General features: G+C 71.1%; 21 protein-coding genes, 2 tRNA genes and 1 pseudogene. 4 read left to right on the top strand and 20 right to left on the bottom strand.

The genetic code is table 11. The features are described from left to right. Nucleotides 1–1,212, top strand: a pseudogene (locus HOO61_RS24130) (DUF2142 domain-containing protein); the annotation flags it as partial. A gap of 247 nt (nt 1,213–1,459) precedes the next feature. On the opposite strand, the gene HOO61_RS12185 reads toward HOO61_RS24130, so the two are convergent. The 12 genes from HOO61_RS12185 to HOO61_RS12130 form a co-directional block, all read right to left on the bottom strand. After that, complete coding sequence (locus tag HOO61_RS12185; protein ID WP_172258998.1) at nt 1,460–3,148, bottom strand: glycosyltransferase; 1,689 nt, start codon at nt 3,146–3,148, stop codon at nt 1,460–1,462. Continuing rightward, nucleotides 3,145–3,513, bottom strand: coding sequence for a hypothetical protein (locus HOO61_RS12180; RefSeq protein WP_172258997.1), 369 nt, complete (start codon nt 3,511–3,513; stop codon nt 3,145–3,147). Before HOO61_RS12180 ends, HOO61_RS12185 begins: the two co-directional genes overlap by 4 nt. A 124-nt stretch (nt 3,514–3,637) precedes the next feature. Beyond that, nucleotides 3,638–5,611, bottom strand: a complete 1,974-nt coding sequence (locus tag HOO61_RS12175) for a TIGR03960 family B12-binding radical SAM protein (RefSeq protein ID WP_172258996.1) — start codon at nt 5,609–5,611, stop codon at nt 3,638–3,640. A 143-nt stretch (nt 5,612–5,754) separates the two neighbouring features. Beyond that, entirely contained in the window at nt 5,755–6,939 is a 1,185-nt protein-coding gene (gene rodA, locus HOO61_RS12170) for a rod shape-determining protein RodA (RefSeq protein WP_172258995.1), read from the bottom strand. A gap of 4 nt (nt 6,940–6,943) precedes the next feature. After that, on the bottom strand, nt 6,944–9,091 hold the full coding sequence (gene mrdA, locus HOO61_RS12165) for a penicillin-binding protein 2 (RefSeq protein ID WP_172258994.1): 2,148 nt from the start codon (nt 9,089–9,091) through the stop codon (nt 6,944–6,946). After that, on the bottom strand, nt 9,088–9,600 hold the full coding sequence (gene mreD / locus HOO61_RS12160) for a rod shape-determining protein MreD (protein ID WP_172258993.1): 513 nt from the start codon (nt 9,598–9,600) through the stop codon (nt 9,088–9,090). Before mreD ends, mrdA begins: the two co-directional genes overlap by 4 nt. Continuing rightward, a complete protein-coding gene (gene mreC, locus HOO61_RS12155; RefSeq protein WP_172258992.1) occupies nt 9,597–10,535 on the bottom strand; it encodes a rod shape-determining protein MreC in 939 nt (312 codons plus the stop codon). Before mreC ends, mreD begins: the two co-directional genes overlap by 4 nt. Then, on the bottom strand, nt 10,535–11,578 hold the full coding sequence (locus tag HOO61_RS12150) for a rod shape-determining protein (protein WP_172258991.1): 1,044 nt from the start codon (nt 11,576–11,578) through the stop codon (nt 10,535–10,537). Before HOO61_RS12150 ends, mreC begins: the two co-directional genes overlap by 1 nt. 118 nt (nt 11,579–11,696) lie before the next feature. Then, nucleotides 11,697–12,125: a nucleoside-diphosphate kinase gene (gene ndk, locus HOO61_RS12145; RefSeq protein ID WP_172258990.1), complete on the bottom strand. Its 429-nt coding sequence runs from the start codon at nt 12,123–12,125 to the stop codon at nt 11,697–11,699. Nucleotides 12,126–12,148: 23 nt separating this feature from the next. Next, nucleotides 12,149–12,547 carry a DUF4233 domain-containing protein gene (locus tag HOO61_RS12140; protein ID WP_253942384.1) on the bottom strand — a complete coding sequence of 133 codons (399 nt, stop codon included), beginning with the start codon at nt 12,545–12,547 and terminating at the stop codon, nt 12,149–12,151. Continuing rightward, nucleotides 12,544–13,917: a folylpolyglutamate synthase/dihydrofolate synthase family protein gene (locus HOO61_RS12135; protein ID WP_172258989.1), complete on the bottom strand. Its 1,374-nt coding sequence runs from the start codon at nt 13,915–13,917 to the stop codon at nt 12,544–12,546. The genes HOO61_RS12140 and HOO61_RS12135 overlap by 4 nt, the downstream gene beginning before the upstream one ends. A 12-nt stretch (nt 13,918–13,929) precedes the next feature. Next, entirely contained in the window at nt 13,930–14,895 is a 966-nt protein-coding gene (locus HOO61_RS12130; protein ID WP_172258988.1) for a GNAT family N-acetyltransferase, read from the bottom strand. A 77-nt stretch (nt 14,896–14,972) separates the two neighbouring features. On the opposite strand from HOO61_RS12130, the gene valS reads away from it, so the two are divergent. Further along, nucleotides 14,973–17,621 carry a valine--tRNA ligase gene (valS, locus tag HOO61_RS12125; protein ID WP_172258987.1) on the top strand — a complete coding sequence of 883 codons (2,649 nt, stop codon included), beginning with the start codon at nt 14,973–14,975 and terminating at the stop codon, nt 17,619–17,621. A gap of 95 nt (nt 17,622–17,716) precedes the next feature. On the opposite strand, the gene HOO61_RS12120 is transcribed toward valS, so the two are convergent. From HOO61_RS12120 to HOO61_RS12100, 5 genes are all read right to left on the bottom strand, one after another. Next, nucleotides 17,717–18,481, bottom strand: coding sequence for a hypothetical protein (locus HOO61_RS12120; RefSeq protein WP_172258986.1), 765 nt, complete (start codon nt 18,479–18,481; stop codon nt 17,717–17,719). 121 nt (nt 18,482–18,602) lie between these two features. Continuing rightward, nucleotides 18,603–19,883 carry an ATP-dependent Clp protease ATP-binding subunit ClpX gene (gene clpX / locus HOO61_RS12115; protein WP_172258985.1) on the bottom strand — a complete coding sequence of 427 codons (1,281 nt, stop codon included), beginning with the start codon at nt 19,881–19,883 and terminating at the stop codon, nt 18,603–18,605. 169 nt (nt 19,884–20,052) lie between these two features. Beyond that, entirely contained in the window at nt 20,053–20,661 is a 609-nt protein-coding gene (locus HOO61_RS12110) for an ATP-dependent Clp protease proteolytic subunit (RefSeq protein ID WP_172258984.1), read from the bottom strand. Nucleotides 20,662–20,666: 5 nt separating this feature from the next. Continuing rightward, the gene (locus HOO61_RS12105; RefSeq protein WP_299925124.1) at nt 20,667–21,254 is read right to left on the bottom strand and encodes an ATP-dependent Clp protease proteolytic subunit; all 588 of its coding nucleotides are present in this window, start codon (nt 21,252–21,254) and stop codon (nt 20,667–20,669) included. 136 nt (nt 21,255–21,390) lie between these two features. Beyond that, nucleotides 21,391–21,816, bottom strand: a complete 426-nt coding sequence (locus HOO61_RS12100) for a MarR family winged helix-turn-helix transcriptional regulator (protein WP_172258983.1) — start codon at nt 21,814–21,816, stop codon at nt 21,391–21,393. Between the two features lie 24 nt (nt 21,817–21,840). Here HOO61_RS12100 and HOO61_RS12095 point away from each other — a divergent pair, with 24 nt between their 5' ends. Then, nucleotides 21,841–23,004, top strand: a complete 1,164-nt coding sequence (locus tag HOO61_RS12095) for a phosphotransferase (RefSeq protein WP_172258982.1) — start codon at nt 21,841–21,843, stop codon at nt 23,002–23,004. 204 nt (nt 23,005–23,208) lie between these two features. Next, complete coding sequence (locus HOO61_RS12090) at nt 23,209–23,613, top strand: hypothetical protein (protein WP_172258981.1); 405 nt, start codon at nt 23,209–23,211, stop codon at nt 23,611–23,613. 69 nt (nt 23,614–23,682) lie between these two features. On the opposite strand, the gene tig is transcribed toward HOO61_RS12090, so the two are convergent. The 3 genes from tig to HOO61_RS12075 all read right to left on the bottom strand — a co-directional run bounded on the left by tig (nt 23,683) and on the right by HOO61_RS12075 (nt 25,454). Then, the gene (tig, locus tag HOO61_RS12085) at nt 23,683–25,080 is read right to left on the bottom strand and encodes a trigger factor (RefSeq protein ID WP_172258980.1); all 1,398 of its coding nucleotides are present in this window, start codon (nt 25,078–25,080) and stop codon (nt 23,683–23,685) included. Between the two features lie 181 nt (nt 25,081–25,261). Next, a tRNA-Pro gene (locus tag HOO61_RS12080) sits at nt 25,262–25,334 on the bottom strand. Between the two features lie 46 nt (nt 25,335–25,380). Further along, nucleotides 25,381–25,454: transfer RNA gene (locus tag HOO61_RS12075), tRNA-Gly, on the bottom strand. Nucleotides 25,455–25,499 lie beyond the last annotated feature (45 nt).

Here is a 25,499-nt window from a genome sequence, read left to right as displayed (position 1 = left end):
ATGTCGAGGGGCAATCACGGGGCCGCGCCCGCAGCCGCAAGCACGACTTCCCGCCCCACCGCGAGGACCGTTGCCGCGTGGGTCGCCACCTGCCTCGCCGCGTTCGCGGCACTCGCCGGCTGGTCGATCGCCTCCCCGGCCGGCTCGTCCCCCGACGACGACTACCACCTGGCCTCGATCTGGTGCGCCCAGGGCATCGACCCTGACCGCTGCGGAGAGATGGAGGGGATGCCCGACCACCGGCTGCTCCCGTACCTCGCCTCCGGTGCCGGGATCTGCTACGGCGGCGACTTCGCGGCGAGCGCAGCGTGCCAGGAGCAGTTCACCCTCAAGGGCCCCCAGACCGGGATCGACCACGGGAACTGGGGTGGCGCCTACCCGCCGTACTTCTACGCCACCATGTCGCTGTTCGTCGGCCCCGACGTCGGGCCGGCCGTCGCCGTGATGCGGATGGTCAACTCACTGATCGCCGTCGCGCTCGTGGCGGGCCTCGCTGCGCTGCTGCCCCGTCGACGGCGCCCTCTCGCGGCCGTGCCGCTCGTGCTCATGTCCGTGCCTCTGCTGGTGGCCGTGCTCGCCTCCACCAACCCCAGCAGCTGGGCGATCCTGGGGGCCGCGACCCTCTGGCCGGCGCTCTACGTGGCGTACGAGGAGGAGGGCTGGCGCCGCAACGCGCTGGCCGCCTTCGCCGTCCTCGCCGCCTTCATCGGCTCGGGCTCCCGTGCCGACGGGTGCCTGTTCGTGCTGATGAGCGTCGCCCTCGTCGTCATCCTCCGCGTGCGCCACCTGCGTCGCGCTCCCGTGGTGACGGCAGCCGCCGCGATCTCGTTCGCCCTGGCGGCCGCGATCTTCCTGTCGTCGGGGCACGCCTCGGCGCTCACCGACGGCTTCGGCTACACACGGATCGAGCTCACCACGACGCAGCTCTTCCTCATCAACCTCTCCTCGCTGCCCACCCTGTGGCTGGGCATGTTCGGCTCGGGGCCGCTCGGCAACATCGGCTGGTTCGACACCCCCTTCCCGCCGATGGTCCCGATGCTCGGCATCGCGGTGTGGTTCGGCGTGCTCCTCCAGGGCTGGCGCCGGATGTTCCCGGCCAAGCTCGTCGGGCTCGCACTGATCGGCGCTGCCCTCTTCGTGCATCCGATGTACCTGCTGATGCAGTCGCACGTGCTCGTCGGGGAGGGCGTCCAGCCCCGCTACGTGCTGCCGATCCTGCTCATCTTCACCGGGCTCAGCCTGCTCGGCACCCGGGACACCACGCTGCGCCTGACGCCCGTCGCCTACTGGGCGATCGTCGCGGCGCTCGGTCTCACCCACGCCGTCTCGCTCCACATCCAGATCCGGCGCTACGTCACGGGTCTGGACGTCTCGAAGATCATCTTCGGCGACGACCTCGAGTGGTGGTGGAGCTCCGCGCCGGACGCCACGCTGGTCTGGCTGGCGGCGTCCCTCGGCTTCACCTGGGTGGTGGCGGCGGCACTGCGGCAGGGGCTCGAAGGCCGGGATCGGCCTCACGGATCCGCTCCCGCAGGATCCGGTGCGGATCGATCATCGGAGAGGCAACCGCACTCGGTGTGAACGGGTCCTCCTCGGGGATCCCCCAGCGGCGTACGACGGCGTAGCGCTCCCACGCCTCGGCCTTCCCCTCGCGGGTGCGCGACTCGAAGTGGAAGAGCTCGCAGTTGGCGACCCACACGATCGAGCGGCCGACGTGGCGGACCTTGTAGCAGAGGTCGACGTCGTTGAAGTTGGCCGGCAGCGTCTCGGTGAAGCCGCCGACCTCGAAGTAGGTCTCGCGCCTCATCGCCGCGCAGGCCGCGGTGACGCCGCTGACCTCACGGTTGACCACGAGCTCGCCGAACGGACCGGCCTCGTCCCGTGTCCAGAACCGGAACGGGTGCCGGTAGTGGGTGCCCCAGTAGGCGTGGCAGGCGTGCTGGACGGTGCTGTCGGCGAAGTAGAGCTTGGCGCCGGTCATCCCGACCCGGGGGTCGTCGAGGGGCGCGACGAGGTTCTCCAACCAGCGATCGGAGATCACCTCGACGTCGTCGTTGAGCAGCACCAGCCGCTCGCCGGTGGCGGCGACGGCGCCGAGGTTCATCTTCTCGCTGTAGTTGAACGGCTTGGCGTAGGGCACCAGCACCAGCCGGTCCCCGGCCACCTCGCGCAGCTGCTCGAGCACCTCGGGCGGGGTCGGGGCGTCGTGGACGACGACCACCTCGACGTCGCGGTGCTCGGTGCGGGCCAGGAGCGAGCGCACGGCCTCCACGACCATCACCCGCCGCCGCCCGAAGACGAGGTCGCTCTGGCCGAGTGTCGGGATGACGACCGACACGCGGATGCCCGGGTCGAGGTCGCGGTGGATGACGTAGCGGCCGGGCTCGGCGCCCTGCTCGACCCGGGCGGGCACCCCGGTGCGGTCGAGGTGGTCCTGCACCGCGCGCTGACCCGCGACGGTGGCATACGGCTTGGCATCGATCGCGGCGGACGCGGACCCGGCGACGGCACGCCAGTGGTAGAGCACCTCAGGGATGTGCACCACGCGGCGGGCGACCTCACCCACGCGCAGCGCCAGGTCGTGGTCCTGTGACCCGTCGTAGCCCTCGCGGAAGCCGCCGACCTCGCGCACCACCGATGTACGGATCACCGACAGGTGCGAGGTGTACATCTGGCCGCGCAGCCGCTCCGGGGACCAGTCGGGCTTGGCGAAACGGCCGTAGGTGCGGCCGCGGTCGTCGACCTTGTCCTCGTCGGAGTAGAGGTAGTCGACGTCGTCGTGCTCGGCGATCCAGCGCGCGTTGACCGCGAGCGCGTCGGCGGTCAGCAGGTCGTCGTGGTCGAGCAGCACGATGAACTCGCCACGCGCGGCCTCGATGCCGTCGTTGGACGCCGCCACGATGTGTCCGTTGACGTCGCGCTCGAGCAGCCGGATCCGCTCGTCGGCGAGCATGTGGCGGGTGATGGTGCCCACCACGCGCGGGTCGGTCGAGGCGTCGTCGACGAAGATCCACTCCCAGTCGCGGTGCTCCTGGGCGAGCACCGAGGCGATCGTCTCCTCGAGCACCTCGATCGGCGGGTCGAAGACAGGTGTGACGATGGAGAAGAGCGGGGCCTCCCCGCGGCTGCCCGCCCGTGCCGGGCTCACCGCAGCCGCCGGCGCACGGCGCGCGCGACGCGTCGCGGGAACGACGTGCGTGCTGCCGACAGCTCGCCCTCGAGCTGGGCCACCCGGTTGCGCAGGCGCTGCACCTGCTCCTCCTGGCGCTTGCGGGAGCGGTCGAGGCGCTGCTGGAGCTCGTCGCGGCGGGCGGTCGTGCGGCGCAGCTTGCGGGTGGTCGAGCGCAGCTCCTGGGTGAGCCGGGTCAGGTCGCGGTTGACCCGACCGACCTCGGCGTCGCTGCCGATGACCTGGTCGCGGCTCAGCAGCAGCTCGTGGCGGACCTCGGCGATCTCGCGGCGGAGCCGCTCGACCTCCGACTCGCCCGTCGCCGTCGTCGCGTCCTGGGTCACCCTGTCTCCTCCGCCTGCTGCCTGCCTTGCTGCCGCGCGCGGTGCGCGCCGGACCTGCTCCGTGCGCGCGTCAGGCTATCCCAAGCCGGGACCGCCGCCGGGCAGGCCCGAGGTCAGACCACCCTCACACGACGGAGAGCGGGAGCAGCTTCTGGCCCGTCGGGCCGACCTGGATCTCCGTGCCCATCTCCGGGCAGACGCCGCAGTCGTAGCAGGGCGTCCAGCGGCAGTCCTCGATCTCGATGTCGGCGCCGTCTGCGGTCGCGAGGGCGTCCTCCCAGTCGCCCCACAGCCAGTCCTTGTCGAGGCCGGAGTCGAGGTGCTCCCACGGCAGCACCTCGTCGTAGTCACGCGGGCGGGTGGTGTACCAGTCGACGTCGACGCCGGTGCCCGCCAGCGCCTTCTCCGCCGAGGTCATCCAGCGGTCGTAGGAGAAGTGCTCGCTCCAGCCGTCGAAGCGGCCGCCGTCGCGCCAGACCTCCTCGATGACCCGGCCGACACGGCGGTCACCCCGCGAGAGCAGGCCCTCGACGATCCCGGGCTTGCCGTCGTGGTAGCGGAAGCCGATCGCACGCGCGTACTTCTTGTCCTCGCGGACCACCTCGCGCAGGAGCCGCAGCCGCTCGTCGGTGGCCTCGTGGTCGAGCTGCGGGGCCCACTGGAACGGCGTGTGCGGCTTGGGCACGAACCCGCCGATCGACACGGTGCAGCGGATGTCGTTGCGGCCCGAGACCTCGCGGCCGGTCTTGATCACGCGCTTGGCGAGGTCGGCGATGGCGAGCACGTCCTCGTCGGTCTCCTCGGGGAGGCCGCACATGAAGTAGAGCTTCACCTGGCGCCAGCCGTGGGAGTACGCCGCTGCGACGGTGCGGATGAGGTCGTCCTCGCTCACCATCTTGTTGATCACCTTGCGCATCCGCTCCGAGCCACCCTCGGGAGCGAAGGTCAGGCCCGAGCGGCGCCCGTTGCGGGAGAACTCGTTGGCCAGGGTGATGTTGAAGGCGTCGACGCGCGTGCTGGGCAGCGACAGGGAGACGTTGGAGCCTTCGTAGCGGTCGGCCAGCCCCTTGGCGACATCACCGATCTCGGTGTGGTCGGCGCTGGACAACGACAGCAGGCCGACCTCCTCGAAGCCCGACTTGCGGATGCCGTTCTCGACCATGTCGCCGATGGTCTCGATGGACCGCTCGCGCACCGGGCGGGTGATCATCCCGGCCTGGCAGAAGCGGCAGCCGCGGGTGCAGCCGCGGAAGATCTCGACGGAGAAGCGCTCGTGCACGGTCTCGGCCAGCGGCACGAGCGGGTTGGCCGGGTAGGGCCACTGGTCGAGGTCCATCAGCGTGTGCTTGCGGACCCGGAACGGGATGCCCGGGCGGTTGGGCACGACGGCCTCGATCGAGCCATCGGCGGCGTAGGCCACGTCGTAGAACCGCGGGACGTAGATGTTGCCGGTGACCGCGAGCCGGCGCAGCAGCTCCTCGCGACCGCCCGGACGGTCCTCGGCCTTCCACTCGCGCACGACCTCGGAGATGGCGAGCACGACCTCCTCGCCGTCGCCGAGCACGGCCGCGTCGACGAAGTCGGCGATGGGCTCGGGGTTGAACGCGGCGTGCCCGCCGGCGATCACGACCGGGTCGTCCTCACCGCGGTCGACCGCGTGGAGCGGGATCCCGGCCAGGTCGAGGGCGTTGAGCATGTTGGTGTAGCCGAGCTCGGTCGAGAAGCTCAGGCCGAAGAGGTCGAAGGCGCCGACCGGGCGGTGGCTGTCGACGGTGAACTGCGGGATCGGTCCCTGCGCGTCACCCTCGCGCATCACCTGCTCCATGTCGGGCCACACCGAGTAGGTGCGCTCCGCGAGGATCCAGTCGCGCTCGTTGAGCACCTCGTAGAGGATCTGCACGCCCTGGTTGGGCAGGCCCACCTCGTAGGCGTCGGGGTACATCAGCGCCCAGCGGACCGTCGGGCCGCCGGTCTCCGACGCCTCCGCGCAGTCCCAGTCCTTGACGACCGAGTTGAGCTCGCCACCGACGTACTGGATGGGCTTCTGCACCGACGGAAGCCTCGCCTCCAGGCGCGGGAAGACCGACGCGACGGACATGACAGCAACACCTCGACATGGCTGGGGACACGGTTCGGGACCAGGGAAGGACGGGCACGGCGGCCGCGTCGACCCTCAAGGTTACGTCGACGCGGGTGGTGCGGCCTACTCAGCGGGGCTCAGCGAGGCTCAGCGGCCCCCGCTCATCGACGCAGCGGGCCCGCCGACCTCAGGTGGATGTTCTGCAGCAGGCCGAGTGCCAGCATGCCTGCGAACAGCGAGCTGCCGCCGTAGGACACGAACGGCAGCGGCACGCCCGTGACGGGCATGATGCCGAGGCACATGCCGATGTTCTGGAAGGCCTGGAACCCCCACCAGCAGGCGATACCGGCAGCGGCGACGCGGCCGAAGAGGTCGGGGGCCTGGGCGGAGATCGTCAGTGCGCGCCAGATCACGACCGCGACGAGCAGGATCAGGACGCCCGCGCCCACCAGGCCGAGCTCCTCGCCGGCGACGGTGAAGATGAAGTCGGTGTGCTGCTCGGGCACGAACCCCGAACGCGTCTGGGACCCGTCGAACAGGCCCTGGCCGAGGAGGCCGCCGTTGCCGACGGCGATGCGCGCCTGCTCGACGTTGTACCCCGCGCCGCGCGGGTCGAGCCCGGGGTTGGTGAAGGCGAGGAAACGGTCGACCTGGTAGGGCTTGAGCACGCCCATGGACACCGCCACGACGGCGCCGCCGACCGCGCCGAGCGTCAGGCCCGCGAGCCACAGCCGGCCGGCGCCGGCCACCGCGAGCACGCCGAAGACCGTCGCCGACAGCACGAGCATGGTGCCGAGGTCCGGCTGGAGCAGGATCAGCGCCGCGGGCACCCCGGCGATCGCGAGCATGACGACGACCTCGAGGCTGCCCACGCGCCGGCCCCACCGTCGTTCGGTGCGCTCGGCCACGACGAGCGCCATGCCGATCACCACGGCGAGCTTGGCGAACTCCGCGGGCTGGATCGACATGCCGCCGAGCTGGATCCACGACCGGGACCCGTTGATCGTGCTGCCGGCCACGAGCACCATGACCAGGCCGCCGACGCTGGCGAGGTAGGCCAGCGGCGCGAGGATGCGCACCCACCGGTGGTCGGTGGCGAGGACGGCGACCATCAGCACCAAACCGATTGCGACATTGACCAGCTGCTTGCGCAGGTAGGCGTTGGGGTCGCCGCCGGTCAGGTCGGCGCGGGTCGAGGTGGCCGACCAGACCAGCAGGGTGCCGAGGGTGACGAGCGCCAGCGCGGCCAGCATCAGCAGCCAGTCGAGTCCTGGGGCGCGCAGGCTCGTCGCCGCGCGCAGGGGCCGGGCAGGACGACCGGTGGGCCGGGTGGACAGGACGGTCATCGGCTCACTCCCCTCCCTTGTCTGCTGCCGTGCCGGGGACGGGCGGCATGATCGACCCGTCCTCGAGGAACTGCGGCAGCCTGGCCGGCGGCACGGTGCCCGGGATGGCGGCGCGTGCCGGACGCACGGTCTCGCCCTCGACGCCGTAGAGCGCCTCCCAGATCGCGCGGATGCCCTCGCCGGTGGAGCCCGACCCGGTGCCGCCCTGGCTGATCATCATGACCACGACGTAGTCCTTCGAGTAGGACGCGACCCAGCCGGTCGACTGCTTGCCGTAGACCTCCGCGGAGCCGGTCTTGGCGCGGATGGTGACGTCGTCGATGGGGAAGCCGACGAGCTTCCAGGCCATCGTGCCCACCCGGGAGACGTTCTCCAGGGCGCCGTCGATGTAGTCGAGGTACTTCTTCGGGACGTCGACCTCGCCGACCTTGCGTGGGGCGATGCGGCGCAGCACCTTGCCCTCGGGGCTGACGATCGCCTTGGCGACGGTCGGCGCCCAGAGGGTGCCGCCGTTGCTCAGCGCGGCGTAGCCGCGGGCGAGCTGGAGCGGCGTGACGATCGTGTCGCCCTGGCCGATGGAGAAGTTCACGGCGTCGCCGGCGCGGTAGAGGTTGCCCTCGAGGCAGAACTCGCGGGCGAACTTGTAGACGAAGTCGCTCGTGTCGTCGGTCTGCGGCTTGGCGCTGAGCTCGCAGTAGTAGTCCTTCTGTGACTCGTAGTAGGCCTGCTTCCAATGGCGGTCGGCGATCCGGCCGGGCGCCTCACCGGGCAGGTCGATGCCGGTGCGGGAGCCGAAGCCGAAGTCCTTGGCCTCCTCGACCAGCGGGTCCTTGGCGTCGATGTCGGCCGGGTCGCTTCCGAAGCGCTGCCAGAAGTCGTAGCCGATGCGGTAGAAGAAGGTGTTGCAGGAGACCTCGAGCGCCTTGGCGAAGCCGATGCTGCCGTAGGCGCCGGACTCGTAGTTCTTGAACACCCGGTTGCCGACCTGGAAGCCCGAGGAGCACGGCAGCGCAGTGTCCATCGAGTAGCCGTTGGTCAGCGCGCCGGCCGTCATGAACGGCTTCCACGTCGACCCGGGGGCGAACTGGCCCTGGGTCGCGCGCGAGAGCAGCGGCGTGCCGGCCTTCTCGGAGTAGAGCCTCTTGAGCTGCTCCTGGCTGATGCCACCGGTCCACACGTCGGGGTCGTACGTCGGCTGGCTGGCCATCGCGACCACCCGTCCGGTCTTGGCGTCGAGGACGACGGCGGCGCCGGAGTCGGCGACGTACTTGCGGCCGGTCACCGTGTCGAGCTGCGTGCGCTGGAAGGCGATCCGCTCGGCCAGCTGGCGCTCGACGACCGACTGCACCTTGGCGTCGATCGAGGTGACGAGCGTGTCGCCGGGCGTGCTGTCGACGAGCGAGTCGTCGCCAAGGACGCGGCCCATGGAGTCCACCGCGACGCGGCGGTATCCGGGCAGGCCGCGCAGCCACTCGTCGTACTGCTTCTCCACCCCGGCACGGCCGACGACGGACGCGCCGTTGAGGGAGCGGTCGTCGCGCTCCGCCGCGAGGTCGTACTCCTCCTCGGTGACCGGGCTGAGGTAGCCCAGCACGTGGGCGAGGTTGATGCCGAAGGGTCGCGGGTAGGAGCGGACGTTCTGCTGCTCGGCCAGCACGCCGGGGTAGTCCTCCGGCTGCTCGAGCACCTGCAGGGCGACGCTCTTCGGTACGTCGGTGGCCACCGGCACCGGCTGGTAGGGCGAGCCGTTCCAGCACACGTCGCGCACGCTTCCGGGGTCGCCGCACGTCACGAGGCGGGCCTCGACGTCGGCCGGCTGGGCGTCGACGACCACGGAGACGCGCCGGACCAGCTCGGTGCGCTGGCGCTCCTCCAGCTTGCCGAGGAGCGTGCGATCCATCGAGATGACCCACGAGGTGCGGTTGGCCACGAGCGGTCGGCCCTGGTTGTCGACGATCAGCCCGCGCTGGGGCTGGACGACGATGTCGCGCACGGACTGGTCGGCGGCCTGCGCCTGGTAGGACTCGCCGCCGATGACCTGGAGGTAGTAGAGCCGGACGAACAGGGTCGCGAAGAGCGAGAAGACGAGGGCCTGCACCACCACCAGCCGCAGGCGGCTCCGGTCGCCCCTGCCCCGGGTGGCAGGCCTCACGAGGCGGCCCACTGCGGGCTGAGGCGCGTGAAGAGCTTCATCAGCGGCGGGAGCACGAACGGGGTGAGCAGCACGTCCCACGCGACAGCGACCAGGACCACCTCGAGCAGCCCGGCGACCGACATGGCGGGGTCCTGGAGCAGCACGCCCGAGAGCGCGAACAACGACGTCGCCACGAACGACGCCGCGGCGACGGTGCCGACCACGGCGAGCGCGGTCGGCTTCTGGTCCTGGCGCACCCGGGCGGCGAGGAACGCCACCACCGTCAGTGCGAGCGCCCAGCGACCGGCCACGTGGTCGGCCGGTGGCGCGAGGTCGAGGGTGAGCCCGGCCGCGAAGCCCAGGACCAGGGCGAACGGCGCCTCGACGGTCAGTGCCGCCGCGACCACGACCAGCAGGCAGAGGTTGGGGACGATGCCGTGCCACGCGACGTGCGGGAAGAGGGTGACCTGCACGACGAGCGCCACGACGACCGCGGCGAGGGCGGCCAGCCAGCGGAGGTAGCTCATCGCAGGCTCCCGTCGGCCTCGACCAGGGCGCGGTCGCTCCGAACGCCGCTCGGGACCATCACGCCGACGACGTCGAGGGCGGAGAAGTCCACGAAGGGCTTCACCACCGCGCGCTGGGAGGCCTCGCGCAGCGAGCTGTAGACCTCGGTGATGGTGCCGATGGGCACGCCCGGGGCGTAGGGGCCGGTCGTGCTGCCCCACGTCACGACGGTGTCGTCGCGAGCGGGCACCGACGCGTCGTCGACGAGGCGCAGGTCGAGGCCCGACTCCTGGTCGAGCGACCCGCTGCCGGTGACGAACCCGATCTCCATGCTCGACCCGACGCGACCGCCGACGGTCGAGTCGGGGTCGATGACGAGCAGCACGGTGGCGGTGGTGCGGGTGACCCGCAGCACCCGGCCGACGAGGCCGTCGTTGTTGACGACCGTCATGTCGGGACCGACGCCGGCCTCCGAGCCGGCGTCGATGGTGACCGTGAAGCTCTGCGACTGGCGCGAGCCCAGCGCGACCACGCGGGCCGGGACGAGGGCCGACCCCAGGTCCTCCGCGGCCGTGGTGAGTCCGTCGTACTGCTCGAGGCGGTTGCGGTCGAAGCCGGCCAGCTCGACCTGGCCCTTGAGCTCGGCGTTGCTGGCCTCGAGGTCCCGCACCTGGTCGGCGAGGTCGCCCTTGCTGCGGAACCACGCGGGCACGGCGGTGAAGGGGCGCACGGCTGCGGCGACGCCGGTCTCGGCGGGACCGAAGGCCTCCCCCACCACGCGTCGCGCCGGCTCGATCGGCGAGCTGGCCCCGCCGGACACGTCGAGGGTGATGAGCGTGACGCTGGCCAGGACGAGCGCCACCAGCAGCGAGCGCGGCGGGCGGTTGCGCGACTCGAGCCGGTCGAGGCCGGTCCAGCGCCGCTCGCGACCCTCGTGCCCCCCGAAGGCCCCCATCAGAAGCGCCTCGGGTCGGAGACCAGGACCTGCTGGAGCGCCTCGAACTCCTCCACGCACTTACCGGCGCCGTAGGCCACCGAGGACAGCGGGTCCTCCGCGACGTGGACGGGCATGCCGGTCTCGTGGCGCAGCCGCTCGTCGAGGCCGCGCAGCATCGCGCCGCCACCGGTGAGGACGATGCCGCGATCCATGATGTCGCCGGCGAGCTCGGGCGGCGTCTGGTCGAGGGTGGTGCGGACGGCGTCGATGATGCTGTGCAGCGGCTCCTCGAGCGCCTGGCGCAGCTCGGAGCTGGAGACGACCACGGTGCGCGGCAGGCCGGAGACCATGTCGCGCCCGCGGATCTCGGCGTCGGGCTCGCTGGGCAGCGGGAAGGCGGAGCCGAGGGTCATCTTCATCTCCTCGGCGGTGCGCTCCCCCAGCATGAGGGAGTACTCCTTCTTCATCCACGCGATGATCGCCTGGTCGAGGTCGTCGCCGGCGGTGCGCACCGACAGGCTCGTGACGATGCCGCCCAGGCTGATGACCGCGACCTCGGTGGTGCCGCCGCCCACGTCGACGACCATGTTGCCGGTGGCCTCGTGGACGGGCAGCCCGGCGCCGATCGCGGCCGCCATCGGCTCCTCGACGATGTAGACCTTGCGGGCGCCGGCCTGGTAGCCGGCCTCCTTGACCGCGCGCTGCTCGACGGCCGTGATGCCGCTCGGCACGCAGATCACCATGCGCGGCTTGGCGAAGTAGCGGCGGCGGTGCACCTGGTGGATGAAGTAGCGCAGCATCTGCTCGGTCGCCTCGAAGTCGGCGATCACGCCGTCCTTGAGCGGGCGGATGGCAGCGATGGTGTCGGGTGTGCGACCGATCATCCGCTTGGCCTCGTGGCCCACCGCCAGCACCTCGCCGGTGGTGGTGTTCATCGCCACGACGGACGGCTCGTCGAGCACGACGCCCCGGCCGCGGACGTAGACGAGCGTGTTGGCGGTGCCGAGGTCGACGGCCATGTCGCGGCCGATGAAGCCCCCTGTTGTGCCATTCAGTGCCATTGCCGCTGCTGCCCTTGCAGGTCGGGTCGTACTCGGGAAGAGGGGACGGCGAGGCTGCCGACCCACGCTCAGGTTAAGGAGCGGGAGCGGGTCTTCCCGGGAGGACACGCGGCTGGCGTCAGGCCAGGTCGCTGAACCAGATCCCGATCTCGCGGGCGGCGGAGGCCTCGGAGTCCGAGCCGTGCACGAGGTTCTGCTGGACGGCCACGCCCCAGTCGCGGCCGAGGTCACCGCGGATGGTGCCGGGGGCGGCCACGGTCGGGTCGGTGGCGCCGGCGAGCGAGCGGAAGCCCTCGATGCAGCGCTCGCCCTCGATCACCACCGCGAGCACGGGGCCCGACAGCATGAACTCCACGAGCGGGCCGTAGAACGGCTTGCCCTCGTGCTCGGCGTAGTGCGCGGCGAGGATCTCCGGGGTCGCGGTGCGCAGCTCGACGGCCGCGAGCGTGTAGCCCTTGGCCTCGATCCGGCGCAGGACCTCGCCCGAGAGGCCGCGGCGCACGCCGTCGGGCTTGACGAGGACGAGGGAACGCTGGACGTCGGTCATGCGGGGCAGCCTAGCGAGGAGGCTCAGCCCTGTTCCGCGCGGTACGCCGCCCACGCGGCGGCGCGCTCGCGCTCGATCTTCCGGCCGAGGAGGTCCGCGGCCGTCCAGAGCGCGGCGAAGACGGCTCCGAGGCCGAACATGACGGGGACGACGAAGCCCAGGGCGATGGCCGCGACCTGCACGACGTAGCCGGCGAGGTAGGCCCACTCGGCCCGCAGCATCCCGGCCAGCAGGAGGCACACGACCGCGAGGCCGAGACCGACGGTCACGGCCGTGCCGGCCGGGACGTCGGCGATGGTGATCATCACGGGCGTGGTCAGGCCGAGGGTGATCGCCTCGAGGCTCAGGACGGCGGCGGCCATCCCGCGCCGCGGCGAGCGCTCGGTGTTGGTCGGCACCGGGTCGGGGGTCTCCTCGCTCATCGGCGTCCCTTCAGCAGGGAGCGGGCCTCGCCCACGGTGACGACCGACCCGGTGACGAGCACCGCGCCGGCGCCGATCGAGACATCGATCGCCTCCCCTGCCTCGGCCAGGGTCGCGGCCCGGTCGATCGCGTCGGCGAGGTCGGGGACGACGCTGACGCGGTCCTCGCCGAAGATCTCGGCAGCGGCTCGCCCGATGGCCGCGGCGGACATCGAGCGCGGGGTGGAGTTCTGGGTGCACACCACGTGCGCGAGGTGGGGCTCGAACGCCGCCAGCAGGCCTTCGTGGTCCTTGTCCTCCATCACGCCCAGGACCCCGACCAGCGGGCTGAACGAGAAGGAGTCCTCGAGCGCGGCCGCGACGGCCTCCGCGCCGTGCGGGTTGTGCGCGGCGTCGAGCAGCACGGTCGGGCTGCGCCGGATGATCTCGAGCCGGCCGGGCGAGGTGACCTCGGCGAACGCAGCGCGCACCACCTCGTCGTCGAGGACGCCGGTCCCGGCGAACGCCTCGACAGCGGCGAGCGCCACGGCGGCGTTCTGGGCCTGGTGGGCTCCGTAGAGCGGCAGGAACACGTCGTCGTACCGGGCGCGCAGGCCCTGCAGGGAGACGACCTGTCCGCCGACTGCGGGGGTGCGCGAGGCGACACCGAACTCGATGCCCTCGCGCGCGATCGTCGCGCCGACCTCGGCCGCGCGCTCGAGGAGCACGGCGGCGACCTCGGGCGTCTGCTCGGCCAGCACGGCGACGGAGCCGGCCTTGATGATCCCGGCCTTCTCGGCCGCGATGGTCACCGCGTCCTCGCCGAGGTACTTGGCGTGGTCGACGGCGACGGGCAGCACCACGGCGACGTCGGCGTCGATGACGTTGGTGGCGTCCCAGCTGCCGCCCATGCCGACCTCGACCACGGCCACGTCGACGGGCGCATCGGCGAAGGCGGCGAAGGCCATGGCGACGATCGTCTCGAAGAAGCTGAGGGGGTGGTCCTGCTCGGCGTCGACGAGATGGGTGTATGGGGCGACGTCGTTGAAGGCGCGCACGAACGCCTCGTCGTCCAGCGGCTCGCCGTCGATGCTGATCCGCTCGCTCATCCGCTCGAGGTGCGGGGAGGTGAAGCGGCCGGTGCGGAGGTCGAGGGCGCGCAGCAGGGTCTCGATCATCCGGCTGGTGCTGGTCTTGCCGTTGGTGCCGGTCAGGTGGATCGAGGGGAAGGAGTGCTGCGGCTCACCGAGCAGCTCGGTGAAGGCCTCGATCCGGTCGAGGCTGGGCTCCAGCCTGGTCTCCGGCCAGCGCGACAGCAGCGCGTCCTCGACCTCGGCGAAGGTCTCGGCGAGGCGGGGGGCGTCGGGGGCAGTGTCGTGGGCGTCAGTCATCGCCCTCCGAGTCTATTGACCCGCTGCACCCTGCGACGACTCGTCGCCGGGCACCCGGACGACGTGCTCGGCCATGTCCACCGTCGGCTCGTAGCCCAGCGCCGCGTAGATCTTGTTGGAGGTGGGGTTGGCCCGGTCGGTGAACAGGCACATCCGGTGGCCCGCAGCCAGGCCGCGCCGCGTCAGCTCGCCGACGACGTACGACGCGATCCCGCGCCCGCGGAACTCTCGGGGCGTGAAGACCGGACCGATGCGGGAGACGCCGTACGACGGCAGGCCCGCGCCCGTCAGGTGGGCGATCGTGCCGTCGGGCAGCTCCCACAGCCACTCGACACCCTCCCGGATGCGGACCAGCACGCTGTCGAGCGTGTTGTGCTCACCCGAGGCGGGGTCGGGCTCACGTCCGGCCTGCTCGTCGGCCTCGACGTGGAAGGCGGTGAACCAGGACAGCACCAGGGCGGCGTCGTCCTCGGTCGCGAGCCGCAGGCGTCCCTCGGGCGCAGGCGGCACGGTGACCGAGGTGGCCTCCCACAGGCGGGTCGCCTTGTCGGCGACCACCACTCCCCCGGCCAGCTCGGCCGTGGCGCGGGCCAGCACCTCGGCCCCGGGGAGGGCACCGTTGGCGCCGCCGAGCAGCTCGCCGCGCTCGTGGAGTGCCGCGGCGAGCAGGCGGGCGGCCGCGTCCGGCATGGGCATCGAGAAGGACGGGTGGGGCGGGAAGGGGGCGGTCCGCATGGTGGCGCTCACGACCCTGCCCGGGGCGTCGCGCACGACCACCCACCAGCGCTCGAACGGCGCGTCGACCTCCGCCCAGGAGCCACGCCCGGCCGCGAGCTCGCGCGCCGTCCGCTCCGTGACGCTGGCGATGACGCTCCCCATCACCGGGTCGGCGGCGAGCACGTCACTGGCCGCGTCGAGGAAGGGCTGCGGAGCGTCGAAGAACTCGAGCGCGAAGGCGCCGTCAGTCGGGAGAGCCATGTCGTCACGCTAGGGGTCGGTGCACGTGCGTCGATACTCGTTTTCGCAGGCCGGAGGCCCGTCAATAGACTCGGCGCATGACTGAGAACCCCAGCACCCAGGCCCCGGACACTGGTCCGACGACAGCGAGCACCGACCAGCGTGCCGTCGTCGTACCGGAGCGTCCGGCGCTCGAGGGGCTGGAGGACAAGTGGTCGCAGCGGTGGGCCGACGAGGACACCTACGCCTTCGACCGCACGCAGCCGCGGGAGAACGTCTACTCGATCGACACCCCGCCGCCCACGGTGAGCGGTTCGCTGCACGTCGGCCACGTCTACTCCTACAGCCACCCCGACCTGATCGCGCGCTACCAGCGGATGCAGGGCAAGGCCGTGTTCTACCCGATCGGCTGGGACGACAACGGCCTGCCGACCGAGCGGCGCGTGCAGAACTACTTCGGCGTCCGCTGCGACCCGACGCTGCCCTACGACCCCGACTTCACGCCGCCGGAGAAGCCCGACGCCAAGAAGCAGGTCCCGATCAGCCGGCCCAACTTCATCGAGCTGTGCGAGCAGCTCGTCGTCGAGGACGAGAAGGCGTTCGAGGCGCTGTGGCGCCAGCTCGGGCTCTCGGTCCAGTGGAACCCGACCTACACGACCATCGGCGACCACTCGCGCACCGTCAGCCAGCGCGCGTTCCTGCGCAACTACGCCCGCGGCGAGGCGTACCTCTCCGAGGCGCCGACGCTGTGGGACGTCACCTTCCAGACCGCCGTCGCGCAGGCCGAGCTCGAGGCACGCGACTACCCGGGCGCCTACCACCGCGTCGCGTTCCACCGCCCGGACGGCACTCCGGTCCACATCGAGACCACGCGTCCCGAGCTCATCCCGAGCGTCGTCGCGCTGATCGCCCACCCCGACGACGAGCGCTACCAGGACCTCTTCGGGACCACGGTCACCTCGCCGGTCTTCGGCGTCGAGATCCCGGTCCTCGCCCACCACGCGGCCGAGCCCGACAAGGGCGCCGGCATCGCGATGTGCTGCACGTTCGGCGACCTCACCGACGTGATGTGGTGGCGCGAGCTCAGCCTCCCCGTCCGCACGGTCGTCGGCCGCGACGGGCGCCTCACCCGCGAGACGCCCGAGTGGCTCAGTGCTGGTTCGGGTGGGGCCGAGGGCGCCGCGACGGCGTACGCCGAGATGGCCGGCAAGACCACCTTCAGCGCCCGCGAGGCGATCGTCGCGCTGCTGCGCGAGTCGGGCGACCTCGACGGCGAGCCCAGGGCCACCCAGCGCATGGCGAACTTCTACGAGAAGGGCGACAAGCCGCTCGAGATCATCGCCACGCGCCAGTGGTACATCAAGAACGGCGGCAGGGACGCGGCCCTCCGCAAGGAGATGCTGGTCCGGGGTGAGGAGATCACCTGGATCCCCACCCACATGAAGCACCGCTACGACAACTGGGTCGGCGGCCTCAACGGCGACTGGCTGATCTCACGCCAGCGGTTCTTCGGCATCCCGTTCCCGGTCTGGTACCCGCTCGACGCCGACGGCGAGCCCGACCACGACCACCCGCTGATGCCGACCGAGGCGCAGCTGCCGGTCGACCCGTCGACGCAGGCGCCGGAGGGCTACACCGAGGACCAGCGCGGCAAGCCCGGCGGCTTCGTCGGCGACCCCGACGTGATGGACACCTGGGCGACGTCCTCCCTCACCCCGCAGATCGCGGGTCAGTGGGGCGTCGACGACGACCTGTTCTCGCGCGTCTTCCCCTACGACCTGGCCACCCAGGCGCACGACATCATCCGCACCTGGCTGTTCTCCCGCGTCGTCCGCGCGGACTTCGAGCAGCAGGTCGTGCCGTGGTCGCACGCGATGATCTCCGGCTTCATCGTCGACCCCGACCGCAAGAAGATGTCGAAGTCCAAGGGCAACGTCGTCGTCCCGACCGACATCCTCGACAAGTACGGCGCCGACGCCGTCCGCTGGCGCGCCGCCATCGGCCGTCCCGGCATGGACTCCCCCTTCGACGAGTCGCAGATGAAGGTCGGGCGCCGCCTGGCGATGAAGGTGCTCAACGCCTCGAAGTTCGTCCTCGGCAACGTCGGCGCCACCGAGCTCAGCCCGGCCGTCGTCATCAACCCGGTCGACTGCGCGCTGCTCGGCAGTCTCGAGATCGTGGTCCGACGGGCGACGGAGGCCTTCGACGCCTACGACTACACGACCGCGCTCGAGGTCACCGAGAAGTTCTTCTGGGAGTTCTGCGACGACTACCTCGAGCTGGTCAAGGAGCGCGCGTACGACGCCGAGGGCGGCGTTGGCACCGACTCCGCGCGCGCCACCCTGGCCATCGCGCTGCACGTCCAGCTCCGGCTGCTCGCGCCGTTCCTGCCCTACGCCACCGAGGAGGTCTGGTCGTGGTGGCAGGACGGCTCCATCCACCACGCCTCGTGGCCCACCGCCGCCGACCTCGGCTCGGCTGCTGCCTCTCAGCCGCTGGTCCTCGACGCGGTGGCGGCTGCGCTGACCGGCATCCGCGGCGCCAAGTCGCAGGCCAAGGCCAAGATGCGCGCCCCGCTCTCCCGCGTCGAGATCACCGGCCCGGCATCCCTGGTGGAAGCCGCCCAGCAGGCGCAGGACGACCTACGGGCCGTCGGCACCATCGTCGGTGACCTGGACTTCGTCACCGACGAGTCGGCCACCGAGCTGCGGGTCACCGCCGCCGACCTGGCGCCCACCGAGGACTGAGCACGACCGATCCCCCTCCCGCACCTGCTGGACGGTGCGGGAGGGGGATCCGTGCGTCCGGGAGCTCCTCCGCACCGCCGAGCGGTGGTGGGGCGTCAGCCCTTGCCGTTCCCGTGGCCGTTGTTCGAGCCGGGGCCGTTGCCATTGCCGTTGCCGTTGCCGGGGTTCTGCGCCGCCTGCTGCGCGGCCTGGGCTGCTGCCCGCTCGGCCTCGCGCTGGGCCTTGGCGGCCTCCCGCTCGGCAGCCCGCTGCTCCTTGGCGGCCTCACGCTGAGCCTTCGCGGCCTCCCGCTGCGCGGCACGCTGAGCCTTCTCGGCCTCCCGCTGCGCGGCACGCTGGGCCTTCTCGGCCTCCCGCTGCGCGGCACGCTGGGCCTTGGCGGCCTCCCGCTCCGCGGCACGCTGGGCCTTCTCGGCCTCCCGCTGCGCGGCCCGCTCGGCCTTCTCGGCCTCCCTCGCGGCGTCGCGGTCCGCCGACGACGAGCCGTCGTCGTCCGAGGACGCGGGGTCGGAGGACTGCGCGGCAGCAGTGCCGGAGTCGTTCGAAGAGCCACCGGACGTGCCCGCCGCGTCGGTGTCCTCCGACGCCGTGTCGCGGGACGCCTGCTCGGCTGCGGCGGCGACCACTGCCTCCAGCGGCTGGGCGCTCAGCTCGGCCGGGATGGCGGCCGGCGCCTCGGGCGCAGCGGGCGCCACCGGCGGCTCGAGCGGGGCGCGCTCGACCGGCGCGGCGATGGGCTTTCCGGGCCGGACGATGTCGCTGAGGCCGAATCCGCGACTGACCGACACCGACATCAGGACGGCGCAGAGCACGGCGACGAGCGCGAAGCCGACGAGCGGCCGCTTCTGGTCAACCCCCACGGGGTCCCCTTCCCACATGCTGACGAGACGCCAGTCTCTCCGGGCCATGACGCATGTCCCGCGTCGATGGCCCGGAATAGCCCGAAATGACTAGATCGCCATGGTCATGTCGGGCCAGGGGTCAGGCGGACTTCTTCTTCCGGCCCTCGGCCTCGCGCGGGATGAGGGTCGGGGCGACGTCGTCCTCGACGACCTCGCGGGTGACGATCACCTTCGCGACGTCGCCTCGCGAGGGGACGTCGTACATCACGTAGAGGAGGACCTCCTCGATGATCGCCCGCAGGCCGCGGGCACCGGTGCCGCGCTCGAGGGCCGCCTCGGCGATCGAGTCGATCGCGTCGTCGGTGAACTCGAGCTCGACGCCGTCGAGGTCGAAGAGCTTCTGGTACTGCTTGACGAGCGCGTTGCGCGGCTCGGTGAGGATCTGGACGAGCGCCTCGCGGTCGAGCTTGCTCACGCTGGCGATCAGCGGCAGGCGACCGATGAACTCGGGGATCAGGCCGAACTTGGTGAGGTCCTCGGGACGGACCTGGACCAGCAGGTCGTCGGCCTCGCGCTCGGCCGCGCCGCGCACCTCCGCGGTGAAGCCCAGCGACTTCTTGCCCACGCGCTGCTCGATGATCTGCTCGAGGCCCGCGAACGCACCACCCACGATGAAGAGGATGTTGGTGGTGTCGATCTGGATGAACTCCTGGTGCGGGTGCTTGCGACCACCCTGCGGCGGGACCGAGGCGGTCGTGCCCTCAAGCATCTTGAGCAGTGCCTGCTGCACGCCCTCACCGGAGACGTCGCGTGTGATCGAGGGGTTCTCCGCCTTGCGGGCCACCTTGTCGATCTCGTCGATGTAGATGATGCCCGTCTCGGCCTTCTTGACGTCGTAGTCGGCGGCTTGGATGAGCTTGAGGAGGATGTTCTCCACGTCCTCGCCGACGTAGCCGGCCTCGGTGAGCGCGGTCGCGTCTGCGATCGCGAAGGGGACGTTGAGCATCCGGGCGAGCGTCTGCGCCAGGTAGGTCTTGCCGCAGCCGGTGGGGCCGATGACCAGGATGTTGGACTTGGCGACCTCGACGACGTCGTCCTTGGCCTTGCCGCTGACGGGCTGCAGCCCGGCCTGGACGCGCTTGTAGTGGTTGTAGACCGCGACAGCGAGGGACTTCTTCGCGTGCTCCTGGCCGATCACGTAGGAGTTGAGGAACTCGAAGATCTCCCGGGGCTTGGGCAGCTCCTCGAGGCTGACCTCGGCGCCCTCGGCGAGCTCCTCCTCGATGATCTCGTTGCACAGCTCGATGCACTCATCGCAGATGTACACGTTGGGGCCCGCGATGAGCTTCTTGACCTGCTTCTGGCTCTTTCCGCAGAAGTTGCACTTGAGCAGGTCGCCACCGTCACCGATACGTGCCACGAGTCGTGTCCTCCAGTCTCGCCGGATGGGGGCTCCGGCACTCCACACCTTGCACAGTCGTGCTTGACCAAGGGCCGTACGACGGTACCCCGTGCCGGCCCCGGACGGGGGCCGGACACGAGATGTCGTCGACCATCATTTCGAGCCTCGGCTCAGCCTCGGCACGCCCTCAGGCGAGGGCCGGGGCGCCCTTGCGGGACTCGATGACCGCGTCGATCAGGCCATACTCCACGGCCTGCTCGGCGGTCAGGATCTTGTCGCGCTCGATGTCGCGGCTGACCTGCTCGATGTCCTTGCCGCTGGACTCGGAGATCATCTTCTCGAGCAGCTCGCGCATGCGCAGGATCTCGTTGGCCTGGATCTCGATGTCGGAGGTCTGGCCGAACGTGCCCTCGGTGTAGGGCTGGTGGATCAGGATGCGGCTGTTGGGCAGCGCCATCCGCTTGCCCTTGGCGCCGGCGCCGAGCAGGATCGCGGCCGCCGAGGCCGCCTGGCCCAGGCACACGGTCTGCACGTCGGGCTTGATGAACTTCATCGTGTCGTAGATCGCCGTCAGCGCCGTGAACGAGCCACCGGGGCTGTTGATGTAGATGCTGATGTCGGTGTCGGGGTTCATCGTCTCCAGGCACATCAGCTGGGCGATGACCGCGTTGGCCACGTCGTCGCTGATCGGCGTGCCGAGGTAGATGATGCGCTCCTCGAACAGCTTGGCGTAGGGGTCGATGCGGCGGAAACCGTAGGAGGTGCGCTCTTCCCACTGCGGGATGTAGTAGTTCATGGGATTCAGTCCTTGGTCCGGGCCGGGCGGCCCTCGTCGGCGGCTTCGCGGGCGCTGGTGATGACCTGGTCGACGAGGCCGTAGTCGACGGCCTGGTCGGCGGTGAACCACCGGTCACGGTCGGCGTCGGCCACGACCTGCTCGACGCTCTGGCCGGTGTGCTCGGCGATGAGGTCGAGCAGCACCTTCTTGATGTGCAACGACTGCTGGGCCTGGATCTTGATGTCGGACGCCGAGCCGCCCATGCCCGAGGAGGGCTGGTGCATCATGATGCGCGCGTGGGGCAGGGCGTAGCGCTTGCCCTTGGTGCCGGCGCAGAGCAGGAACTGGCCCATCGAGGCCGCCAGGCCCATGCCCACGGTCGCCACGTCGTTGGGGATGTAGTTCATCGTGTCGTAGATCGCCATGCCGGCGTCGACCGAGCCGCCGGGGCTGTTGATGTGGAGGAAGATGTCGGCCTCCGGGTCCTCCGCGGAGAGCAGGAGGAGCTGCGCGCAGATCGCGTTGGCGTTCTGGTCGCGCACCTCCGAGCCGAGGAAGACGATGCGCTCACGGAGGAGGCGCTGGTAGATGTGGTCGTCGAGGCCATACATCCCACCGGCGCCGTTCATCTCGGGCGAGAGGGCTGGGCTGGAGTTCTGGTTCACGCTGGCGACACTAGCCGGAAGGACGGACACTTCCACGCGCTGACCCACCCTGTTCGCCCACAGCGGATTCAGGGCCGCACCCTCAGTCGAGGGCGACCTCCTCCAGCACCTCCCGGAAGACCCGCCACCGCTCCGGGCCCACCTGCGCTGCCCACGCCTCGTCGCAGGCTGCCAGCACCGCCGCGGCACGGGCGAGGGCGTCACGGCCGGCGTCGGTGATGCGTACGACGCGGGCCCGGGCGTCGTGGTCGGCCACGGTCACGGTCACCATGCCGAGCGCCTCGAGCTGGCGGACGAACTGGCCGCACCCCTGGGTGGTCATCTCGGCGCACTCGGCCAGCTCGCTGATCGTCAGCCCCTCCTGCGGCAGCCACTCCAGCACGCGCAGCTGGGAGGGCCGCAGGTCGGGCGCGTCCGCGGCCAGCCGCTCGCGCAGCCGTCCGAAGACCATCCCCATCAGCATCGGCAGGTGCGGTCGGGCCGCCGGAAGCCTCTTGACGCCAGTCATGAAAGCAACTTACATTCCTTGTCCATGAAAGCAACTTTCACGCCGTTGCCCGGGGTCGACCGGCGTGAGGTGCTCGGGGCCGACGACGTCACCGGCGCCGAGCTCGAGGCGATGGTCGCCGAACTGTGGGACCTGCCGTCGGTACGGCTGCTCGACTCCACGGCCGAGCCCGTCGCCTACGACGTCCCGTCGATCCTCACCGGCGCGCGCACGTGGGTCCACGGGCACGCCGACGCGGGGAACGGTCCGGCGCCGTTCACCCTCTTCGTGAAGCGAGTGCACAACTGGCGGCACTCCCCCGCCTTCGCCGGCGTACCTCCTGAGATCGGCGAGTGGGCGGCCGCCTCGCTCCCGTGGCGTGCTGAACCACTCGTCTACGCCTCCGACCTGCGCGAACGGCTCCCCGAGGGACTGACGATGCCGCGCGGGCTGCGCGTCGAGGAGCGTCCCGACGAGACCGCCGTGGTCTGGATGGAGGCCGTCGCGGCCGACCCCGTGGCGTGGGACGCCGACGACAGCGTCCGTGCCGCGCGCCTGCTCGGCCGGCTCTCCGCCAGTCCCGAGGTCGCGGGGCTGGCCGGCATCGACCCGCAGCCGTGGCACGTCGACAGCTTCGTCGCCGGCCGACTGGCCCACACCGTGCTCCCCGGCCTGCACGACGACGCCACGTGGCGCCACCCCGTCGTCGCCGAGCACTTCGGCGACCTGCGCGACGGCCTCCTGGCAGCAGCACGCCACCTCGACGTGCTGGCGCAGGAGTTCGCCTCCTCCCGCCACCTGGCCTCCCACGGCGACGCCTGCCCCAACAACCTGCTGCGCCGCGCGGGCGACCCGGGCTTCACGCTGATCGACTTCGGCTTCTGGCGGCCCCAACCGGTGGGCTTCGACCTGGCCCAGCTGCTGGTGGGAGACATCCAGATCGGGCAGCAGGACGCCGACGACCTGCCCGAGCGAGCGGCCGCGTGCGTGGCGTCGTACGCCGCCGGGCTCGCCGACGAGGGCCTCGACGTCTCGCTGCAGGAGGTCCGCCGCGCCCACGCCGTGAGCCTGATGCTGTTCAACGGCCTGCCCAGCCTGCCGCTCGAGAGGCTCGACGACCCCGACGAGGCCGCGCTGGACCACTGGTCGCGCCAGCGTGCCGCGATCGCCCGCTACGCCCTCGACGTGCTCGAGCTGACCGACCGCTGAGTTTCGCTGACGCGCGGTTTCGCTGACGCGCGGCGTCCTCCTCCCTAGGGTGGGACGGTGGACGGGGGACACCGGCTCAGCCGGGCGGCACGCTGTGCCGGGGCGACACTGGCGCTCTGCATGACCGCGTGCGGCACGCAGTCCTCCTCGGACGAGCCCGCACCGAGCCCGTCCGTCTCGTCCGGGACCGCTGACGCGGCAGCGATGCGCGAAGCGGAAGCGACGGTGCGGGCCTTCTTCGCGGTGAAGGGGCGAGCCGAGGACCCGTTCAGCGTCCGGCTCGACAAGCAGGCGGCCTACCTCACGTCCCCTGACGTCAACCCGGCCGCAGCGTACGAGTCCAGCACGAGCGACCGCCCGTCGCTCATCACCGACGACGAGGTGAGCGTCGAGCTGTCCGACATGCGGTGGGTCGGGGACGAGATCCTCGTCGACTTCGAGTTCCGCAGCACCGGCCTGAGCTATCCGATGATCGGCGACGAGGTGCAGCGCGACGACCCACTGGCTGCGGAGGGCCACTGGGACGGCACCGCGACGCTCGAGCAGCGTGACGACGAGTGGTTGATCAACGACCTGACGATCGTCTCCTCCGGCGGCTCGATCAGCTGACCCCCGAACGACACGACCGGCGCCCACCCGAGGGTGGACGCCGGTCGTGGTGCTCGTGGTGCGGGAGGCTCAGGCCTCGTCGGACTCCGCCTTCTCGGGAGCGGCAGCCTCGTCGGTGCTCGTCTCGACCGGCTCCGCGCCGATCGTGCCGTCGGGGCGCAGGTTCTTGAGCTCGACCACGTTGCCCGAGGCGTCCTTCACGGTCGCCGCCTCGACGATCGTGGCCAGCGCCTTGCCGCGCAGGATCTCCTGCACGAGCTCGGGGATGTGGTTGTGCTCGAACATGTGGTTGGCGAACTCCTGCGGGTCCTGGCCGGACTGCTGGGCGCGCCGCACGAGGTGCTCGGAGAGCTCGGCCTGGTCGATGCCGAACTCCTCCTTCTTCGCGATCTTGTCGAGGATGAACTGGGCGGCGACGGCGTCGCGGACCCGGCGCTCGAGGTCGGCCTCGAACTCCTCCTGGGTCTGGCCCTCGTCCTCGAGGTACTTCTCCATGGTGATGCCGGCGAAGCCGAGCTGCTGCTCGACGTTCTGACGACGGGCGTTGAGCTCGTCGGTGACCATCACCTCGGGCAGCGGGATGGAGACCTTCTCCAGCAGGGCCTCGAGGACCGCGTCGCGGGCGGCGGCGGCCTGCTCGAGGCGCTTGCCGCGCCCGAGGCGCTCGCGCACGTCGGCGGTGAGCTCCTCGGCCGTGTCGAACTCGGAGGCGAGCTGGGCGAACTCGTCGTCGTACTCGGGGAGCTGCTGCTCCTGCACGGCCGTGACCTTGACCGTCACCTGGACGGGCTCGCCGACCAGGTCACCACCGGCGAGCTCGGAGTCGAAGGTCGCGTCGTCGCCGGCGGAGAGGCCGACGAGGGCCTCGTCGAGGCCGTCGATCATGCCGCCGCGGCCGACCTTGTAGGACATGCCGGTGACCTCGCCGCCCTCGACGGTCTCGCCGTCCTTGGCCGCGACCAGGTCGATGGTGACGAAGTCGCCGTCGGCAGCCGCGCGCTCGACGGGGACGAGGGTGCCGAAGCGCTCACGCAGCGCCTCGACCTGCTCGTCGACGTCGGCGTCGCTGATCTCGACGTCCTCGACGCTGGCCTCGAGGCCGTCGTAGGCCGGCAGCTCGAAGTCGGGCTTGACGTCGACCTCGGCGGTGAACTCCAAGGACTCGTTGTCCTCGAACTTCGTCACCTCGATCTCCGGCTGGGCCAGCGGCTCGAGGTCGTGCTCCTGCAGGGCAGCCATGTACTGCTGCGGGACGACGGCGTTGATCGCCTCGTCGAGGACCGGGCCGCGGCCGACCTGGCGGTCGATGACCGCCGGCGGGACCTTGCCCCGGCGGAAGCCCGGGACGTTGATCTGCTTCGCGATCTTCTGGTACGCCGCGTCGAGGCTCGGCTTGAGCTCCTCGAAGGGCACCTCGACGGTCAGCTTGGCCCGGGTGGGGCTCAAGGTCTCGACGGCGCTCTTCACAAATGTCTCCTGATGCTGAAGGTCTGTGGGTGGACCACACGGGGAAAGGTGCGGCATCGCCACGGCACGGAGCCCGGCGACCGCAAACCTCGCCAGTCTATCGACGGCGCGCGCACAGGCCGAATCACGCGAAGCGTGGCCCTCGCCGGCGTGACGGGTGGGGCTGGAGTCGGCTGGTGGGTCGGGGCGACAGGACTCGAACCTGCGATCTCCTGCTCCCAAAGCAGGCGCGCTAGCCACTACGCTACGCCCCGCCAAACGGGCCCCGACGCGCTCCGGGAGGAGACGCCGCGGCCTGCTTGGAGCGGATGACGGGAATCGAACCCGCGTAGCCAGTTTGGAAGACTGGGGCTCTACCATTGAGCTACATCCGCGCGCGTCCCGACGACGTGGTTCTCGCCGGTGCGGGTGTCATGGTG

Origin of the sequence: Nocardioides sp. zg-1230 (genome assembly GCF_013155335.1) — a bacterium.
Taxonomy (GTDB): Bacteria; Actinomycetota; Actinomycetes; order Propionibacteriales; family Nocardioidaceae; genus Nocardioides.
Note: the sequence above shows the minus strand (reverse complement) of the source record. Positions and strands in the feature narration are given on the sequence as shown.

What these genes read in the sequence shown, in the direction of transcription:
- HOO61_RS12150 (WP_172258991.1), bottom strand. Translation starts at nt 11,578, where the DNA reads ATGGCACTGAATGGCACAACAGGGGGCTTCATCGGCCGCGACATGGCC.
- HOO61_RS12175 (WP_172258996.1), bottom strand. Translation starts at nt 5,611, where the DNA reads ATGTCCGTCGCGTCGGTCTTCCCGCGCCTGGAGGCGAGGCTTCCGTCG.
- HOO61_RS12095 (WP_172258982.1), top strand. Translation starts at nt 21,841, where the DNA reads ATGAAAGCAACTTTCACGCCGTTGCCCGGGGTCGACCGGCGTGAGGTG.
- HOO61_RS12130 (WP_172258988.1), bottom strand. Translation starts at nt 14,895, where the DNA reads ATGGCTCTCCCGACTGACGGCGCCTTCGCGCTCGAGTTCTTCGACGCT.
- valS (WP_172258987.1), top strand. Translation starts at nt 14,973, where the DNA reads ATGACTGAGAACCCCAGCACCCAGGCCCCGGACACTGGTCCGACGACA.
- HOO61_RS12140 (WP_253942384.1), bottom strand. Translation starts at nt 12,547, where the DNA reads ATGAGCGAGGAGACCCCCGACCCGGTGCCGACCAACACCGAGCGCTCG.
- HOO61_RS12100 (WP_172258983.1), bottom strand. Translation starts at nt 21,816, where the DNA reads ATGACTGGCGTCAAGAGGCTTCCGGCGGCCCGACCGCACCTGCCGATG.
- mreD (WP_172258993.1), bottom strand. Translation starts at nt 9,600, where the DNA reads ATGAGCTACCTCCGCTGGCTGGCCGCCCTCGCCGCGGTCGTCGTGGCG.
- ndk (WP_172258990.1), bottom strand. Translation starts at nt 12,125, where the DNA reads ATGACCGACGTCCAGCGTTCCCTCGTCCTCGTCAAGCCCGACGGCGTG.
- rodA (WP_172258995.1), bottom strand. Translation starts at nt 6,939, where the DNA reads ATGACCGTCCTGTCCACCCGGCCCACCGGTCGTCCTGCCCGGCCCCTG.
- mreC (WP_172258992.1), bottom strand. Translation starts at nt 10,535, where the DNA reads ATGGGGGCCTTCGGGGGGCACGAGGGTCGCGAGCGGCGCTGGACCGGC.
- HOO61_RS12090 (WP_172258981.1), top strand. Translation starts at nt 23,209, where the DNA reads ATGCGCGAAGCGGAAGCGACGGTGCGGGCCTTCTTCGCGGTGAAGGGG.
- HOO61_RS12110 (WP_172258984.1), bottom strand. Translation starts at nt 20,661, where the DNA reads ATGAACTACTACATCCCGCAGTGGGAAGAGCGCACCTCCTACGGTTTC.
- HOO61_RS12105 (WP_299925124.1), bottom strand. Translation starts at nt 21,254, where the DNA reads ATGTATGGCCTCGACGACCACATCTACCAGCGCCTCCTCCGTGAGCGC.
- HOO61_RS12135 (WP_172258989.1), bottom strand. Translation starts at nt 13,917, where the DNA reads ATGACTGACGCCCACGACACTGCCCCCGACGCCCCCCGCCTCGCCGAG.